General features: G+C 68.5%; 14 protein-coding genes. All 14 read right to left on the bottom strand.

The genetic code is table 11. From position 1 onward, the window contains the following. Window positions 1–88 precede the first annotated feature (88 nt). The 14 genes from tssG to tssK all read right to left on the bottom strand — a co-directional run bounded on the left by tssG (window position 89) and on the right by tssK (window position 18,121). Window positions 89–1,180 carry a type VI secretion system baseplate subunit TssG gene (gene tssG / locus PW843_28980; protein MDE1150603.1) on the bottom strand — a complete coding sequence of 364 codons (1,092 nt, stop codon included), beginning with the start codon at window positions 1,178–1,180 and terminating at the stop codon, window positions 89–91. Continuing rightward, window positions 1,177–3,000, bottom strand: a complete 1,824-nt coding sequence (gene tssF, locus PW843_28975) for a type VI secretion system baseplate subunit TssF (protein ID MDE1150602.1) — start codon at window positions 2,998–3,000, stop codon at window positions 1,177–1,179. Before tssF ends, tssG begins: the two co-directional genes overlap by 4 nt. Continuing rightward, the gene (gene tssE, locus PW843_28970) at window positions 2,993–3,484 is read right to left on the bottom strand and encodes a type VI secretion system baseplate subunit TssE (GenBank protein ID MDE1150601.1); all 492 of its coding nucleotides are present in this window, start codon (window positions 3,482–3,484) and stop codon (window positions 2,993–2,995) included. The genes tssF and tssE overlap by 8 nt, the downstream gene beginning before the upstream one ends. Before the next feature lie 3 nt (window positions 3,485–3,487). Further along, a complete protein-coding gene (locus PW843_28965) occupies window positions 3,488–4,306 on the bottom strand; it encodes a type VI secretion system accessory protein TagJ (protein ID MDE1150600.1) in 819 nt (272 codons plus the stop codon). A 16-nt stretch (window positions 4,307–4,322) separates the two neighbouring features. Beyond that, window positions 4,323–5,774: a type VI secretion system contractile sheath large subunit gene (gene tssC, locus PW843_28960; GenBank protein ID MDE1150599.1), complete on the bottom strand. Its 1,452-nt coding sequence runs from the start codon at window positions 5,772–5,774 to the stop codon at window positions 4,323–4,325. Then, entirely contained in the window at window positions 5,774–7,261 is a 1,488-nt protein-coding gene (gene tssC, locus PW843_28955; protein ID MDE1150598.1) for a type VI secretion system contractile sheath large subunit, read from the bottom strand. Before tssC (PW843_28955) ends, tssC (PW843_28960) begins: the two co-directional genes overlap by 1 nt. Next, a complete protein-coding gene (gene tssB / locus PW843_28950) occupies window positions 7,261–7,770 on the bottom strand; it encodes a type VI secretion system contractile sheath small subunit (protein ID MDE1150597.1) in 510 nt (169 codons plus the stop codon). Before tssB ends, tssC (PW843_28955) begins: the two co-directional genes overlap by 1 nt. A gap of 77 nt (window positions 7,771–7,847) precedes the next feature. Continuing rightward, a complete protein-coding gene (gene tssA / locus PW843_28945) occupies window positions 7,848–8,984 on the bottom strand; it encodes a type VI secretion system protein TssA (protein ID MDE1150596.1) in 1,137 nt (378 codons plus the stop codon). Then, the gene (locus PW843_28940; GenBank protein MDE1150595.1) at window positions 8,984–10,285 is read right to left on the bottom strand and encodes a serine/threonine-protein kinase; all 1,302 of its coding nucleotides are present in this window, start codon (window positions 10,283–10,285) and stop codon (window positions 8,984–8,986) included. The genes tssA and PW843_28940 overlap by 1 nt, the downstream gene beginning before the upstream one ends. Beyond that, window positions 10,282–11,886: a type VI secretion system-associated protein TagF gene (tagF, locus tag PW843_28935; protein MDE1150594.1), complete on the bottom strand. Its 1,605-nt coding sequence runs from the start codon at window positions 11,884–11,886 to the stop codon at window positions 10,282–10,284. The genes PW843_28940 and tagF overlap by 4 nt, the downstream gene beginning before the upstream one ends. Then, entirely contained in the window at window positions 11,868–15,413 is a 3,546-nt protein-coding gene (gene tssM / locus PW843_28930; GenBank protein ID MDE1150593.1) for a type VI secretion system membrane subunit TssM, read from the bottom strand. The genes tagF and tssM overlap by 19 nt, the downstream gene beginning before the upstream one ends. After that, window positions 15,410–16,351 carry a type VI secretion system protein TssL, long form gene (gene tssL / locus PW843_28925; protein MDE1150592.1) on the bottom strand — a complete coding sequence of 314 codons (942 nt, stop codon included), beginning with the start codon at window positions 16,349–16,351 and terminating at the stop codon, window positions 15,410–15,412. The genes tssM and tssL overlap by 4 nt, the downstream gene beginning before the upstream one ends. After that, complete coding sequence (icmH, locus tag PW843_28920) at window positions 16,242–16,778, bottom strand: type IVB secretion system protein IcmH/DotU (GenBank protein MDE1150591.1); 537 nt, start codon at window positions 16,776–16,778, stop codon at window positions 16,242–16,244. The genes tssL and icmH overlap by 110 nt, the downstream gene beginning before the upstream one ends. Then, the gene (gene tssK / locus PW843_28915) at window positions 16,778–18,121 is read right to left on the bottom strand and encodes a type VI secretion system baseplate subunit TssK (GenBank protein MDE1150590.1); all 1,344 of its coding nucleotides are present in this window, start codon (window positions 18,119–18,121) and stop codon (window positions 16,778–16,780) included. The genes icmH and tssK overlap by 1 nt, the downstream gene beginning before the upstream one ends. Window positions 18,122–18,123: the final 2 nt, after the last annotated feature.

Genomic DNA, 18,123 nt, shown 5'->3' with positions numbered 1-18,123 from the left:
AGTCTAATTTGCCATCTGTTATTATGATGTTCACGTAACAATACATTAACACAAAGTCGCTTTTGATATTTTATATTGTAAATATACTCTAATCAATACCTTTTATATCAATAATGGTGTCTTTAGGGTCGTTCAGCATGGGTAGCGCCGCCAGCCAGGTGTCATACCCCAGCCGCGGACCGCACTCGGCATGGCTGTCCAGCACGCAGCCCGGCACCTCTTCCCGGTGCAGCACCAGCTGGATATCGAATCCGAACTCCGGCCCCACATACAGGCGGGCCAGTTCCACCAGGCGTTTCAGCGCCGGCCGGCCCGGCAAATGGTCCAGGAACTGCCGTCGCGTCAGGGGCCCCAGCACGATGCGGAACTGCCCCTGCACGTCCCACATGCGGGCCCCCACCACCGTATCCACGCCCAGGCGATTATAGGCCGGCGCCTTGCCACCGACACGCAAACAGCTTTGCTCCTCCGCCGGGATGGCGATCCAGCGGCCGGCGAACTGCTCCACCCGCGCCGGCAGGCCGGCGGCATCGGCCAGCATGCGTTCCAGCGAGATGGCCGCCCGCGGCTGCTGGCTGAACAGCCCGGCGTAGAACAGCATGACCTCATCGGGCATCGACAGCCGCCCGCGCAGATGGCCGGTGCCGAAACCGGCGATGCCGAACAGGGCCGCCGTGGCGCTATCGCCCCCCGCCAGGCCGCGCAGTTCATACAGCGCCGGCAGGCGATAGCGCCGCCACGCCCGGAACAGCAGGGTGGCGATGCGGTCGTTGAAGATGTCCAGGAAGGCGGCGAAGCCTGGCGTGCGGTCGCGCAGGCTGCGGATGGCCGTCTCGGTATAGGCCTGGGGCAGCGCCGACAGGGGCCCGGTCAGGGTCAGGACGTTCAGATCGACGCGCGCCAGGACGGACGCCCCGTCCCCTGGCCCGTCCGGTTCGTCCTCGACCGGGGCGCCGGGCAGGTGCGGCAGATCCAGGCGTTGGATCTCATGCGCCGGGAAGGACAGCGACTGATTGGCGGCGAAGCGGAGCGGCAGATCATCGTCCCCCACCTCGCCCCCGAACTGCCGCTCCAGCAACTGGATGGCGCGGAACAGGTCGAAGCGGAACGGCTCAAACCGCAGCAGGTCGATCAGGGCATTCGGCATGGTGATCGTCGCGGCCGGGGCGATGGCGTTCATGCCGTCACCTTCTCGCCGATGCGGGCACCCCAGCGCACCAGCGCCTCCTTCCGCCCCTTGGCCCGCAGGGTCAGGCGGGTGAAGGAATTGATGGAGGCGTAGAGCGCGAAGAAGCGTTCCAGCACCGCCGCCGGCAGGAAGATGCCCATGGCGCCCGCCCGTTCCGGATCCAGCACCAGATCGATGTCCACGCCCCGGCACAGGGCGGCGAAGTCGGCATGCGGCGCCCGGGCCGTGGCGCGGCGGTTGTCGACGCTGGTCACCGCCTCGATGATGGCGCGGGTCTCCGGCGTGTCCTTCAGGTCGTACAGCTTCAGCAGTTCACGCAAGGCCGCCGCCCCACTGCCGTCAGCACCGTCGATCAGCGACAGGTGGTTGAGGTTGAGGTGGGAGATCAGGCGCCAGCGGGCCCCATCCCCCATCTGCGGCCGCACCACCGCCGTGGGCGGCGTCAGACAGGCCACACCGGACACCGGGCCGCCGTCGGTCAGGTGGAAGCGGGGATGGCCGCCGCCGAAGGGCAGTTGCGCCGGCAGGTCGCGGTTGAAGCACACCGTCTCAATGCTGACGGTCCAGTCCGGCGGGGCGTTGGGGTTCAGGCCCAGATCGACCAGGGAGATGAACAACTCGCTGCTGCGATCCCGCGCCCCGCGCTGGCGCCGCATGGTGTGCCAGAAATGCTGATGGCGGGCCGGATCGGTGCCATGGTGGTTGCCGTAGAGCGGCAGGAATTCCACCTTCTCCCCCCGGGGGGAAGAAGCGCGCACCCGTTCGATGGCGTAGATCTCACGCGCCTCCGGCCGGCGGGCGTCGGCCTGCACCAAGTACTCGGTGGCGTCATGGCCCAGGATGATGGGCTCCGCCGACTGACGGAACAGATTGACCACCGGGGCGCAGCCCAGGGCGAACACCTGGGGCCGCACCAGGCGCTCCCCCTCCGGCCAGGCGCGGTCCAGGTAGATGTAGATTTCGGCATGCTGGCCCACGCCGCGCAGCGTGCGGGCGCTGAGGCCGTGCAGGTCCACGAACAGGAACTTTTCCGGAAAGGCGAACAGCTCGCTCAGCAGGCGATAGCCCACGAAGGACTGGGCGCCGTAGGGCACCATGCCGTCCTCGGGCTCGAAACCCACGGATTTCAGATGGTCGGGCCCCAGTTCCACCGGATGGGGGTCGTTCACATCCTCCACCACCGCCATGCCGACCACGTTGTTCAGCAGCAGCTCATGCAGGGTGTAGGACAGCTCCGGCGGACCGGACAGGAAGAAACGCAGGCGGTCCACGCCCAGATCGGTCAGGCCCATGCCTTGCGCGGTGGAACTGATCTTCAGCCGCAGGACGGCCTTGGCGGTGCGCGCCGCGTTGACCAGCGGGGCCGCCGCCGGTAGGGCGGCCAGGCTGGCGGCCGTCACCTCCACCGGCCAAACCTCCGCCGGCATGGTGGTCTGGAAGCGGCAGGGCTCTCCCCGCACGGCTTCCGTCTCCAGCGCCGCCCCGCGCGGCACGGTGAAACAGCCGGTCAGCTCGGGGGCCGCCTTCATCTGCACGATGGACATGGACGGCAGCGGCGTCATCAGGTGGGGGTACAGCACCCCCAGCATGGCGTCGGTCAGTTCCGGGAAATCGTCATCCAGCTTCTGCCGCACCCGCGCCGTCAGATAGGCGAAGGATTCGATCAGGCGGGCGACGTGGGGGTCGTCCACCGTCGTCGGGCTGATGCGCAGATGGCCCGCCACCTTGGGATGCTCACCCGCGAAGCGCGTCGCCGCCCGCCGGATGGCCGCCAGTTCCTGGTTGTAAAGGGACAGGAAGGTATCAGGCATGGACATCGCCCTTGATGGAGAAGGTCTGGCTGACGGGGTCCAGCACGGATTCGAAGACGATGGGCTCGGGCGACGGCTCGACCCGGATCACCGCCTCCACCCGGAAACGCAGGGTGCGGTCCAGGCCGCTGTCGCTGTTCAGCAGGGTCACGGCCACGCCGCTGAGGCGCGGTTCGAAATCACGGATGGCGGTTTCCAGCGCCTGGCCGAAGGCGGCCTGCCGTTCCTTGGCCGCCATGTTCAGGGCGGTGAAGTCGGGGATGCCGTACCGCAAGGGCGACCGCAGCAGTTCCGCCACGTCCCGGCCCAGCTTGCCCGGCCGCCGGCGGGTGTTCAGCATCGCCTCCAGATCCCGGCGGATGGACTGCTTCAGCTGGGTGACGGCAGCGTTCCAGCCGGGCTGGCGCGCGCTAGGCCCCTCCACCGGCTGCAACAGCCGGTCCAGCACGGACGGGACGATGGTGGCGGGCGACGGGGCCGGCATGGCTTACGCGGCCTCCTCATCCGACAGCGCCTCGGTGAAGCGCAGGCTGGTCAGGTCCAAGAGCCCAACGGCCTCATCCCCCACCAGGAAGCAGCGCTGCCCCCGGCCCAGGACGGCACCGTCGCGTTCCACCCAGTCGGTGACGCGGCCCAGACGCTCCTGGTCCGTCTCCGGCGTCACGCCGGCATAGACCAGGGGCACGTAGACGGTGCCGGCGGTGCCATCGCGCAGGGTCAGGCGCGCCGGCCGCCACAGCAGTTCCGACAAACGCTTGGGTGGCTGGAAGTCCAGGCCGCCGACATCGTCCAGTGCCACCCAGAAATACTTGCCATCGGCGCTAAGCACCTCCAGCAGGCCGCCGCAGGCATCGTCCAGGTCGCGGAAGTCGGCGAAGACGGCATCCTTGTGCCGGCCGGCGTGCGGACGGCGCAGGCTTTCGGCCTCGCCCCAAGACTGTGCCGCCCCCTGCCCGTCGCCGTCCCGGGCCTTCACCCCGGCCTCCAGGTGCAGGCGGGCGGCGGGCGGCACCTCCGTCAGGAATTCCGGCGGGCGGCCGGCGCGGTGCCAATCCTGGCGCGCCGTCTCCGCCCGAATCAACTGGCGGAGCAGCGACACCGGCACCATGGAACCGGGATCCTGGTTCAGCACCACGGTCAGCTGGGTGTCGGCGCGTTCCAGCTGCCCCGCCGCGCACAGCAATTCCGCCAGCAGATAACGGGCGCCGGTGTCGGTGGGCGCCTTCTGCACCTGGGCGGTGGCGGCGGCGATGGCGCCCGTCAGGTCACCGGCCTCGAGAAGGTTGGAAACGGCGTCTTGGCTCATGATCGGGACCCTTCCCTCAGACCTGGGGGCCGACGAGTTCCGTGACCAGGCGGAAGCTGGTCTGGACATCGTCGAGCTGGAAATGCGGTTTCAGGTGGATGACGCAGCCGAAGGCGCCCGGCCGGCCAACAATGTCGCGGACCTGCACCTCGGCCTCACGCAGCGGATAGCGCGCCTTGAAGCTGTTGCTGGCGTCGTCGTTGCCCAGGCAATAGCCGCGCAGCCAATCGCGCAAATGCGCCTCGAAATCCTGCGCCGTGGCGAAGGAGCCGATCTTGTCCCGACCGATCATCTTGATGTAGTGCGCGAAGCGCGAGGCGCAGAGCACGTACTGCAGCATGGCCGACAGCCGCGCGTTGGACGAGGCGGTGGCGCGGTCATAGACCTTGGGCGCGTGCAGCGACTGGCTGCTGTAGAAGACGCAGGCGTCCAGGTAGCTGACCCGTGACATGGGCACGATGCCCAGGTCGCTCAGCTGCTTTTCCTGCCGGTCGGACAGGTAGACGTCCATGGGGGCCGCCGCCGGCGACGCCCGTCCCATACTGGCGAAGGCATGGCCGGGGAAGTCGTCCACTAGGCCGCCACCGCCCAGATCGTCCGGCGCGCCGCGGATGTCGGCGAACCAACCGTACTGCTGGAAGGCGCGCATCACCACGGTGGCGAAGGCGAAGGCGGCGTTGCCCCACAGGTAATCAGCAGCACCCGGCCGCCCCGCCCGCTCGGCGAAGCGGAAACCGTCCACCCGGTTGGGGTCGCGGCCATAGGGCTGGCGCATCAGCACGTGCGGCAGGGCGATGCCGACGAAACGGGCGTCGTCCGCCTCCCGCAGGGCCCGCCAGCGGATGAACTCATGCCCCTCGAACGAGCGGCCGAGGTCCACCGTGTTGGACAGGTCGGCGAAGCTGTCCAGGCCGAACAGGGCCGGCGAACAGCTGGTGACGAAGGGGCAGAAGGCGGCGGCCGCCACCGCCGCGATGGCCTTCAGCGTGCCCACGTCGTCGGTGGGGTGGTCGGCGGCCCGCTGGTGCTGGACGTAATAGTCGCCGATCAACAGCCCGAAGGGCTCCCCGCCCGGCGTGCCGAACTCATCGCTGTAGACCTTGCCGAACAGCTGGCTCTGGTCGAACTCGATGGCGCGTTCGAAGTCGCGGCACAGTTCGCGCCAGGACACGTCCAGCACGCGGATCTTGACGGCGCGGGTGGTCGCCGACGCTTCGGTGAGCTGAAGCAGCCCGCGCCACGACGCTTCCAATTGCTGGAAGCGTGGATGGTGCAGGATCGCGTTGACCTGGGCCGTGAGCAGGGCATCGATCGACGCGATCAGCTGGTCGATGACCAGGCGCTTGTCCGGGTGGCGGCTGAGGTCCAGCCGCCAAACCCGGGGCGCTTCGGGCCGGACGGGCCGGCCTTCCACGACGTCGATCTTACGCTCCACCCCCGGGGCTGCCGCCTCAAGGGTCTGCTGCATCAGAGCTTGCTCGGTATCCGCGCCACCATGCGCAGGGAGGTCGTCAGCTCTTCCATCTGCAGCCAGGGCCGCAGCCAGGCGATGGCGTTGTATGAGCCGGGCTTGCCCGGGATCTCCTTCACCGTGATCTTGGCCTCACGCAAGGGATAGGCGGCCTTCATTTCCTGGCCCGCCCCTTCGTTGGCGTTCACGTAGTTGTTGATCCAGCGGTTCAGCCAGGCCTCGCAATCCTCGACCTCCAGGAAGGAACCGATCTTGTCGCGCGCCATCACCTTCAGGTAATGGGCGAAACGCGAGGTCGCCATCATGTAGGGCAGACGGGCGGAGATGGCGGCGTTGGCCGTGGCGTCCGGGCGGTCGTACTTCTTGGGCTTCTGCGCCGTCTGGGCCCCGAAGAACACGGCGTAGTCGGTGTTCTTGTAATGGCACAGCGGCAGGAAACCCATCTTGCCCAGTTCGGCGTCGCGGCGGTCGGTGATGCCGATCTCCGTCGGGCACTTCTGGTCGGGATCGCCGTCATCGCTGACGAAGACGTGGGTGGGCAGGTTCTCCACCTTGCCGCCCCCTTCGGCGCCACGGATGGCGGTGCACCAGCCGTATTTGGAGAAGGCCTCGGTGGCGCGCGCGCCCAGGACGTAGGAGGCGTTCATCCAGCAATATTCGGAATGGTCCAGGGCCTGGGCCTTGCCGGCGCCATCCATCGGACCTTCCTCGTAATTGAAGTCGTCCACCGTCAGGGTGCCGCTGCCGTAGGGCAGACGGGCCAGGACGCGCGGCAAGGTCAGGGTGACGAAACGGCTGTCCTCGCTGTCGCGGAAGCCGCGCCACTGGGTGTATTCGGCGGAATCGAAAATCTTCTCCAGGTCGCGGGGCTTGGCCAGTTCCTGATAGTCCTGGAAGCCGAACAGCTTGGGGCTGGCCGCGGTGACGAAGGGGGCGAACGCCGCCGCCGAGATGCTGGAGATGCTGGTCAGCATCTGCACATCCTCGGGGTGGTTGGTGAACTCATAGTCGCCGATCAGCATGCCGTAAGGCTCACCGCCCGGCGTGCCGAACTCGTTCTCGTACAGCTTCTTGAACAGTTCGCTCTGGTCGAACTCCACCGCCTTGGACAGGTCCTTCATCAGTTCGCGCTTGCGCACGTTCAGGACGCGGACCTTCAGATTGGCGCTGGTTTCGGTGTTCATCACCAGGTGGTGCAGGCCCCGCCAGCTGCCTTCCAGCTTCAGGAACTCCGGGTGGTGCATGATGGCCGCCAGCTGCTTGGACAGCTTGGCGTCGATGGCCTTCACCGCCTCCGTCAGGGTCAGCGTCAGGTTGCGGCTGTAGGTCACCGTGCCGGACAGCGCCTCTTCCGTCAGGGTGCGCAGCAGTTCCTGCACCCGGGCCGGCTCCGTCTGCTTGGTGGCGCCGATGGCCTGGTCCAGCAGCGAGACGCTGTCGAGGGTGGCGGCTTCGTCGCGGGATACGGTCAGCGTGTCGGTCATCACTTCACCTCCTCGGTGGCGACACCCAACTGCTGCGACAGTTTGCGCAGCTGGGCGTCATCCTGAAGAATGGATTCCAGCAGGTCTTCCAGCTGGGTCGAGCGGTCGGCCTTGGTCAGCAGGTCGCGCAGCTGGTTGCGCGTCTCCAACAGCTTGCGCAGGGCCGGCACCTGGCGGACGATCTGGCCGGGCTCCATGTCCTCCAGGGAGGAGAAGCTCAACTCCACCGCCATCTCGCTGTCGTCGTCCTCCAGCTCATTGCGCACCCGCAAGGCCAGGGACGGCTTCATGCGCGCCAGGATCTCGTTGAAGTTGTCGCGGTCGATCTGGATGAACTTGCGGTCCTTCAGCGGCTTCAAATCCTCCGTCGGATCGCCGGAGAAGTCGCCCAGGACGCCGACCACGAAGGGCAGCTCCTTCTCGACCATCGCGCCATCGGTCTCGACCTCGTACTTGATGTGCACGCGCGGCTTGCGAACCCGCTCGAGCTTGTCATGAACACTGGCCATTTTAAGTTCTCCTACCCACGGGTTGCTTGGTGTCGTACGCGGTTCGCAGCGACGAAAAGTGATTTGGTTTCAATCGTCTATTGTCCTGAATTCTGGACCGGCCGGATGCCGGCGGCGGTCAGCAGGCTGTTGCGGGCGCCGGCGTCCTGCAGCAGTTCCGCCAGCAGGTCGGGCAAGGGCATGCGCCCGCGCCGGACCAGGTCCGCGATGGTGTAGGACAGCGGCGAATGCGGTTCCGTCCGCCGGAAATACTGTCCGATCTCATCCAGCAGGCTCAGCGCCTCTTCCCGGCTGGTGATGCCCTTGGCCGGGCGGCGGGGGCCGTCATGCCCCTGATCCTCGGCGGCAGCGTCGGCCTTGGGAGTGGCGGCGGCCTCGGCGGCCGGCGCCGCCTCCTCCTCGGCCAAGCCGGTCAGGAACACGACGGCATCCTCCACCTCCTCCAGGATGTTGGCGATGGTGGAGGTGGGCGGCGCCTCGCCGCCGCAGCGCTCCGTCAACAGCCGGTCCAGGTCGCGGAAGGCCTGGCGGCAGGCGCGCACCTCGGTCAGGGTGCGGCGCTTGGCGGCCACCGGCGCCTGGGCCGCGCGCTGGCGCAACTCGTCCAGCGTGGGCGGCGGCTTGCGGCCCGGGCGGTTGCGGGTGTCCGGCGTCTGGCTGGCCCGCTGCGCCAGGGCGTAGTGCCAATAGGCGAAGCCGGCGTCGCCGTCCTCCGGCACCAGCGGCACCTTGCGGATGGGCTGGATCAGGGTGCCTTCCGCCCCATGGCCGTTCAGGCCGCCGATGGGGGACAGGCGCACGGCGATGCCGTCCTCATCCGGCTGGGGGAAGACGCCGTCCCAATAGCGCTCCACCAGGCCGGCGATCAGGCGGAAGCCATCGCGCAGGCCGCCGAAGCCGTCCAGGCGCACGGCGGCCTCGGTCATCCACACCGCGATTTCCAGATCCTTGGTGCGGTCGCGCAGGGCGACCGTGCCCAACTGGTGGATGCGCTGCCATTCCGCCAGCGAGGACTGGGCCTCATCATCGGAATCCGCCCGCCGCTCGATGGCGCGGGCGGCGGCGCGCAAATCCTTCAGCTGGAAATAGACGGCATCGCCGCCGGCATGCTCGCGCAGATCCAGCCCGCAGGGAGCATCGCCCGGCAGCGGCGCCAGCAGCGCGTCCAGATCCAGGATGGAGGTGGCGGCAGGCGCCACGGTCACGGTATCCATCACGCCCCCTTTCCCAGGATGGGACGCAGCCAGCCCATGAATCCACCCTTGCGGGCGGGGGCGCTGGCGGTGTCCAGGGCGCGCAGCAACTGGGCCAGGTCGGCCGGGCGGCGCTTCGGGTCGGGTTGCAGCATGGCCTGCACCAGGCCGCGCAGGCGGTCGGGCACGGCGTCCAGCGCCGGCACGTGCCGGCGGGCCGCCGTCGCCTCCTCCACCGTCTGGCCCATGGGCAGCTTTTCCCCCCGCGCGGCGGCGAGGATGACCAGGCCCAGGCTGTAGATGTCGGACGCCACGCCGATGGCGCCGCCGTGCATGCCCAACTGTTCCGGCGAGGCGAAGGAGAACTTGCCGGCGAAGTCCAGGCCATCGCGCGGCGTGGCGCCGTTGCGCATCTCCCGTGCCACGCCGAAATCGATGATCTTGGCGGCGGCCGGGTTGTCGCCCGGCAGCAGGATGTTGTCCGGCGACACGTCGCGATGCACCAGGCCGACGGCGTGGATGGCCGCCAGCCCGGCGCCCAGGCGGCGCAGCAAGGCCTCCAGCGCCGTCAGGCCCAGGGGGCCACGCCGCAGGAAATAGGACAGCGACGGCCCGTCGACATATTCCAGCACCAGCATGGACCGGCCGTCGGCGTCGCGGAACAGGCCGCCGCAGCTGACCACGGCGTCATGGCGCACCCGTTGCAACAGGCGGCCTTCCTCATGGAACAGGCTCACGATCTTCGCGTCGTCGCGATATTCGGGGATGATGACCTTGACCGCGTGGTCGGTCTTCAGGTCGCGATGGCGGACCCGGTAGATCTCCCCCATGCCGCCACGGGCCAGCAGGGTGCGCACGACGAAGGTGTTCAGCAAGGTGGCGCCCGGCACCACCGAGGACGCGGTGGGGTTGGCCTTGGGCGCCTCCGGCTCATCCTCCCACGGGCGCTGGGCCGACTGGATATAGCGATCCAGCATGCCACGGGCGTTGCCCAGCAGGTCCATGGACCCGACCTCGTCCAGGCCGGCGCGGCGCGCCTCCGCCAGGACGTTGGCGATCAGGCCGGCCATCTGGGTTTCGACCACGTCACGGGTCGGCACCTTCGGCAGGGCCGGGGCCGGGGCCACCTCGGGCAACGCCTCTTCCTCGGCCGACAGCATCAGCTCGGTCAGTTCGGCCGGGGCGAAGCGCGTCAGCTCATCCGGCGTCTGCGGACTCATGAGCAGCGAGGTCATCTCGTCCGGCTGCAAGGGCGCCTCCTGCCCCAACTCTGGCGGCGGCGGAACAGTGGAGGCGGTGGGGGTCAAGACGGCCTGGCTCATTCGGCACCCCCCGGCGGCACATCCTCAATCAGCACCGGCGCGCCGGCCTGCGGCGCCGCCACCGGCGGAACGTATGGCGCGGTCGGGGCAGTCGACTGGGCCACGCTGGGCACATCGACCACGATGGCGGTCAGATTGTCGGGAGCACCACTGACCAGGATGTTCTCGATCAGGGCGTCCACCGCCTCACGCGGGGGCATACCTTTCAGCAGGGCCGCGATCTCCGGATCGTCCAGCACCTTGGTGACGCCGTCGCTGCACAGCAGGAAACGGTCGCCCGCCTGCACCACGTCCTGGACCATGTCGATCTCCAGCGTGTCGGCGGCCCCGACGGCGCGGGTGACCAGCATGGTGGCGCGCTGCTGGTTGTTGATGCCGGCGGCGACGTGGTCCGCCGTCAGCTGGCGCAGATGGCCGTCGCGCAGCAGGTAGATGCGGCTGTCGCCCACCCACAGGCAGTTGAAGCGGTTGGCGTAGATCAGCAGCACCACGGCGGTGGACGCGATCAGCGCCTGGTCGCCCAGCAAGGCCGCCTGGTCGCGCAGCATGTCGTTGGCGTCCAGCAGCGCCTCGCGCACCTCTTCCACGAAACCCCCGTAGGACAGGGGCGGCAGCACGCTGGACAGCGACTTGACCGTCAGCGCGCTGGCGACCTCGCCCGCCGAATGGCCGCCCAGCCCGTCGGCCACGCACCACAGGCCCAGATCGGGGCGCAGCAGCAGGGCGTCCTGGTTGATGGTACGGCGGGTGCCGGCATGGGTGCGGCCATGGCCCGGCAGTTCCACCACCGGCCGCAGCAGCAGGATGGGCAGATCCTCATCCGCCAGGTGCAGCGAGGTGTCGGCCGGCCGTTCCCAGCCCCAGCGTTCCCAGCGGCCGTCCATGAAGGCCGCGTAGTTCTGCGGCGCCGGCAGGCCGGGGGAGATCAGCAGGGATGAGGCGACCTTGTCCGAGCCCGAGGTCCACCACAGGCTGAAGCTGTTGTTGAAGCCGATCAGCACCTGGTCCAGCAACTGGCCATAGGCGGCGGCCATGGGCGCCTGGCCGTTCACCGCCCCGTTCAGCGTGCCGCTGTTGAGCCCCACGCGGAAGGCGTTGCTTTCGGCCGGCCCGCGCGTGGTGTCATAGGGCGGCAGGCCCAGATTGCGGGCGGCGGCGTCGAAGCCGTCAAAGTCGAAGCTGTCGTCCAGCGAGGTCAGGGCCAGATCCTCGACCTTGTCGAACCACGCCCGGCCGCTTTCGATCAGGCGGGTGGGTGCCATGCACCCTGGCAGCGGGACGGCCAGCACCAGGGGGAAGTAGCGCCCCACCCGGTCGACGCTGGGCATCAGCACCCCGGCGATGGTGGTGTCGCCACAGACCCCCGGCCCCAGGACGAAACGCCAGACCGGCGTGTCCAGGTAGCTGGGCAGCCACCCCTCGCCCATCTGCCGCTGGCTGGTGGCCAGCGAGGCCTGCAGCCATTCGTCCAGCGGACGCACGACCGACGGGTCCAGACGGCGCGAGACGAAGTCGCCCCTGGCCGGGATCTTGCCGAAGAAGCCAGGCTCCCGGGTTGAGACGGCGGCGACGGCGGCGGTGTTTAGAAGGACACTGGACAACGGAACGCCCTCAGTTCGCGGAGGATGAAGGGGTTAAGCGAGGTGCTGGACTTCATCTCGAAGCCCGCGTTGTGGGCACCGGAGGTGAAGTTGACACGCAGGTTGTCACTGCCCAGCGCCGTCACCGTGCCCTGGTCGACCAGGTGGAACAGCGACCAGGGGCCGGTTTTCATCAGGCTTTGCGGCATGCCGTCGGTCACCTCGAACACCACGCGGCTGACGCCGTTGGGGTCGTTGTCCGGCCATTGCAGGCTGGCCGGCCACTGCGGCCCGTGCTGGTATTCGATCTGCTGGCCGCCGCTGGCGAACAGCACGCCGGTGCTCTTCGGGTCCAGGGTCACCGGCGTCACCTGCAAGGCCACGCGCGGGGTCTGGCCGCCATCGGGGAAGAAGGCGTCGCGGATTTGCGCCGCGTTCTGGAAGGAGGCGAGCACGCCGTCCGGGATGCCCATGCCGGTGTCGCCCACCTTGCTCCACCGCCACTTGTTGCCCGAGATGTCGACCAGGGTCTTCAGGTGGTTGTTGAAGAAGGCGTCCAGCATGCCGTTGGGGGCGAACAGCCGGGTGAAGTCACCGACGGAGATTTCCTTGGTGCCGTCCTTGGCGAAGGGATAGCGGCCGGTGACGGCGCGAGTGCAGAACCCGCCGATCTCCGCCCCCCACATGTTGGTCAGCTGGGCGCGGGCGCCGCCGACCGACTGTTCCGACACGCTGCCGGTGATGGTGGCGACCCAGCCGGACACCGGGCGCGGCAGTTGCGGCGCCTGGCTGGCCAGCTGCTGCACCGGACCGCCGCCCGCCCCGTGCGAGGTGCGGGTGTACATGGCCAGGCGGCCGTTGCCGGGACCGCTGGCGACGTTGCTAAGCTCCTGGTACGCCTCGCCCAGCAGGCGGATCAGATCCTCCACCCGGGCCGGCGCGCCGTTGGCGGAGGTGACGAAGTCCTGCAGGGCCTGGAAGTGCTGCGACACCGCCACCGCACCGGCCGGGGCATCCGGCGTGGGCACGGCCGCAGGCGTGGTTCCCGGCTTGGGCAGCGGCACGATCTGGGTCTGCGCCGCCACGTCGCGCAGCAGCTTCAGCAGCGGCATGTCGGGACTGGACAGCAGGTTCAGCACGGCGATGGTCTGCTGCATGTCACCCAGCGGGATGATGCGCAGGTCGCCCAGCATGCCGTCCCACTGCTGGATATAGTCGGCGTAGTACAGCTGCATCACCCGGTTGCGCAGGTCATCGGCCTGGGCGGCCTGATTGGCGTTGGCGGCGTTCCTGTTGTCGCCCATCACCCAGCTCTGCCCCTGCACCTCGGCGATCACCGAGGTCAGGGCCGCCTGGAAGGCCTTGAAGCCATCGGGCGTGTAGACACCGGGGATGCCCTCGGTCAGCGGCTTGCCCGAGGCGCGGGTGAAGATGTTGTCGGCGGTGGCGCCGGCATGGTCGATGGGGCGCCACTGCGGCAGCTGGCTGACGCCCTCATGCTGGCGCGCCATGGCGTAGACCCGTTCCGCCGGCGACAGCTTCTCCAGGCTCTGGCGCGACTGGGCGATCAGGGTGGCGTCCAGCGGGATGGGCGTCAGGTTGCCGCCCAGCAGGGCGTCCAGGTGACGGGCCAGGTCGTCGCGCAGCGGCTTGTTGGTGTCACCGGGCCAGGTGGCGGCCCACTCGGCCTGCATCCACTGGCGCACGGCGGCGGCATCCAGCGGCCCCCGGCTGCCCAGCATCAGGTAGATCTTCAGGGCGCCGGCCACGAAATCGTCGTCATCGGCGTGGGCGCGCATCTGGTTCTGCAGATGGACCAGCAGGCGGGGCAGCATCAGGCCGTTCAGCGCGCGGTTATAGACGGCCGCGTGCACCGACTTCAGCTTGTCGCCCTGGTACAGGCCGAAGGTCAGCCAGTGGCTGGCCACGCCCTCGTTGTTCTCCAACCCCGTGGGCAAGTTGCGCAGGATGTTCAGCGGCTTCACGACCCGGGGCAGATCCTCGTCCGTGACGTCGTAGCTGGGGATGCCGGCCGCCGCCTTGTCATAGGCGGCCAGGCCGTCGTCGATCAGGGCCACCTGGCGCTTGTTGGCCTCATACCCCGTGCTCCAGGCGTAGGCCAGCACGGCCAGCACCACAGCCGACAGGGCGTATGTGGCGATGCGCATGCGGCGGCGGCGCTGTTCCACCTTGGGGTTCAGGCTGACCACCGCGGCCTCCGCGAAGATCACCTCGCGGAACAGGCGGGTCAGGAAGTAGCTGCGGCCCTGGCGGTTGTTGACGGACGGGCGCACCGGGTCCAGCCCGAAGGTGGCGGCGATGGTGGCCATGGTCCGGTCGATGGGCATGCCCACCTGGACGCTGCTGGTGAAGTAGCTGCCGCGCAGCAGGGGCCGCGTCTCGTAATAGCTGGATCGGAAGATCTCGTTCAGGATCTCCATCAGCGCGTCGCTGAGGCTGGCCACCTGGTTGGGGAAGTTGAACACCAGGCCGCGCCGCTCGATGTCGGCCTCCTGCTGCACACGTTCCAGCAACTGTTCGTTCAGGCGGACGACCAGGCCTTCCAGCTGGTTGGGGAACTGGTCGACCACGCCGTTGCTTTCCGGCGCGCCGTTGTCCAACGGATAGGTCATGCCCCAGACCTGCTCGCGCTCCGTCTTGCCCAGGCCGTCGAAGAACTCGACGAAGCCCGGCACCAGGTCGACCTTGGTGAACAGCATGTAGACCGGGAAACGGATGCCGAAGCGATCGTACAGCTCATTCAGGCGCTGGCGGATGGCGCGGGCGTGGTTCAGGCGCTCCGTCGGGTCGGGGGCCATCAGGTCGGCCAGGCTCATCACCACGATGGCGCCGTTCACCGGCTGGCGCGGGCGATAGCTTTTCAGCAGGTCCAGGAAACCCAGCCAGGCGGCCTGGTCGTGGTGCGGATCGCTGTCCTGGGTGGTGTAGCGGCCGGCCGTGTCCAGCAGGATGGCCTCATCCGTGAACCACCAGTCGCAGTTGCGGGTGCCGCCGATGCCCTTCAAGGGGTCGCGGCCGATGGTGGTGGACAGCGGGAAGTTCAGGCCGGAGGTCAGCAATGCCGAGGTTTTGCCCGAGCCCGGCGGGCCCACCATGATGTACCAGGGCAGCTGGTACAGGTAGCCGCGGCCCATGCCCTTGCGTCCAGCCTTCTTGCGCAGCTGGTTCAGCGCTTCCTGCAAGCGGTCGCGCAGCAGGCGCAATTCCTCGGCCGAGGCGGCGTCGGACCCGCGGCGCTTCTCCTCCTCGCTGGGATCGGTCAGGTCGTGGACCATGCGGCGGTCGGTCTGGCGCGCCTTCAGGTTGACCTGCAGGTTGAAGGCGGCCCAGGTGGCGAACACGGCGCAGCACGCGACCAGCCGCACCACGTCGGCCTCCAGCGGCCGGTGGGTCCCGACCGACACCAGGGCGCCGAAGAACCAGATGACCAGCGCGAAACCGACGGCCCAGATCAGGGACCAAGCCCAGCGGGCGCGGAAGGGGGTGGCGATGGCGGAGATGAAGGGTTGGGCGACGATGGCGTTCATTGGGCCGGATCCCCGTTAGGCGCGGCGGCGGGCGTAGCGGCGTCCGGGGACGGCGCCGGCGGCGCGCTCAGGATGATGTCGATGCGGCGGTTGGCCTCGCGGCCGGAATCCTGGTCGTTGCTGGCGATGGGCTGGGTATCGGCCATGCCCTGGGCCTTGACCCGGGACTTGTCGGTCAGGTGGGTGGCGACAACGGCGGCCACCGCGTCGGCCCGGGCCTGTGACAAATGCCAGTTCGATGGGAACCGAATGGTGCGGATGGGAATATTGTCGGTATGACCGGTGATCAGCACAGCGCCAGGGCGGGTGTTCAGCGCCTGACCGATGCGGTTCAGCAGGGCGGCGTAGCTGTCGTTGACCTCGCTGCTGCCCGACGCGAACATGCCGACGTTGCGGATGCGCACAACGGTGTTCATGCCCTGGGGCACCACGGTCACCAGCCCTTGCGCGATTTCCGGCGCCAGGAAGGCGCGGAACTGGTCCAGGTCGCGCGACTTGGGCTGCACCGGTGCCGTGGGGGCGGCGATGCTGACGCTGGGCTGGCCCACCGGCGGCAGGCCGGCCATCTTTTCCAGGGTGGTGTCGGAACTGCCGTTGAGGGCGAAGCTGAAGCCCGTGGCCATCACCGTGATGATGATCAGGGTCACCGCCATGACGGTCCAGAATTCGATGCTGGGCAGCAGCGGGCGATAGGGCGCCTCCACCCCGCGCCAGGACGGCGACAATTCGCGTTCCACGTCGCCCCGGCGCTGCATCAGCGTGCGGTAGAGGTTGTCGCGGATGCGGGCATGCTCCAGCGAGCCCTGGGGCAGGATGCGCAAGCGCCCCTCAAAACCCAGCGACAGGCACAGGTACATCAGTTCCAGCACCTGGATGTTGGCGCCCGGATCCTTCAGCAAATGGTTCAGCAGGTCGTAGAACCGCTCCCCCCCCGTCACATCGATATGGAAGGAGATGACCATGCCGGCCCGCGACCAGGCGCTGCCCGCCCCCCCAGGGGGTGTTCAGCACCACGTCATCGACGGTGGCGCACAGGGCGTAATGGGCGGCGCGCGCGGCCTCGCTGGACACGCCCGTGGCCTGGGCGCGCTTCTCGAAGGTCTTGATCTCGCTGGCGACGCGTTCGCGCAGTTCCTCGATGTTGGACTGCCCGGCGGAAACGCGCAGGCGGCGGATCAGCGTCAGGATGGGGCCGGCGGCCGCCACCAGCGGGTTCAGGCCGCCGAGCGTCAGGTCCACCGTGTCTTCGGGCGCGAAATCGGTGGGCGGCGCCACGATCTGCACCGGCGCCGAACGTCGGCCGCCCGGCGTGGGCTTGACGATCGTCGGCTCATGCGCCGACTGGCCGTAGCTGGGATAGGACATCACGAACCCCCCTTGATGGCCCACAACTCCATTTCGATCTGCGCGAAATCACCCGCCAGGTGCAGGGCGATGCCGCCGGACTTCTGGAGCTGCTTGAAATGCTGACTGCTGCGGTCCAGCTCGAAATAGACCTGGCCGTTGCGATAGGGCAGTTGGCGGGGCGCCACCGGCAGGGCCCGGACGGCGATGCCGGGCAGCGCCACGTTCACCAACTGCGCGATCTGTTCCACCGGGCCGATCTTCACCTGGTTGGGGAAGACGCGACGCAGATGCTCCACCGGCATGTCGGCCGTCACCGCCAGCACGAAGGTGGCGTTGAACAGCAGGGCGCGGTCGACGATGACGCCGACCTTGATGCCGTGGCGGCGCGCCTGCAGCGGGATGGCCACCGCCGACTGTTCCAGCACCGCGCTGAGGGAGGAGCGCAGGTCTGCGAACACCGGGCGGAAACTGTTCTGCAAGTCCTCATGCCGGTATTCCGGGAAGACGGCGGCGCGCTTGGCCTCAGTGGTGAAGGTCGCCAGTTCGCCGGCGATCTCCACGCACAGGCGGTAGAGCCGTTCCGGATGCAGCATGGCCGCGGTGGCGGCGTAGTGGCGCAGCAGCGGCTCATACCGGTTGACCGTCTGCAACAGCAGGAAGTCGGCGATCTCCGCCGCACCCTTGGCCGAGGGGCCCGCCATGCGGCCGGCCAAGGCCTCCGCCCGGTGCTGGATCAGGGCCTGCAACTCGGTGAGGTAGGCGGCCAGCGGCGGCTGGGCCGCGACACTGGTGACCGGGGCGATGAACTGTTCGTCCAGGATGACGGCGCGGTCGGAGCGCACCTCCACCACCCGGGCGATGGCGATCTTCTCATACCCCGCCAGCGGTTGGGTCTCCGGCGCCAGGCGCAGCCGCAGGCGGGCCACGTCCATGGGGGCGGCATGGTCGCTGCCCAGATTGGCGTCCGACGCCTCGTACCGCGAGGGCACGAAACGGGTGATGGCGTCGTCGCTGTTGACCAGGCCGACCTCGGCCCCACCCGGCTGGCGCACCGGCAGCGTCAGATAGATGACGCAGTTCTTGGTGGTGTCGAACAGTTCCAGCGGCGGCGGGTGGTCCGCCTCATCCGGGATGGAAAAGGGCGTGCCGTCCGGCAGGATGCCGCGGGCGGAAACGATGGCGAACTTGCCGATGCCCAGCAGTTCCCGGTTGATGGTCAACTCGCTCAGGCCCCAGGCGAAGGGCGCCAGCGTCTCGGTGCGGGCGTGCAGCTGGCGTTCCATATGCCGGTCGGCTTGCTGGAAATGCTGGACCCGCAGGAACATGCCCTCGGTCCAGACCACACGGTTGGCGGACATCATGG

This window comes from Azospirillaceae bacterium (assembly GCA_028283825.1).
Classification (GTDB): domain Bacteria; phylum Pseudomonadota; class Alphaproteobacteria; order Azospirillales; family Azospirillaceae; genus Nitrospirillum.
The sequence above is the reverse complement of the archived record's forward strand: the minus strand, read 5'-3'. Positions and strand labels throughout refer to the sequence as shown.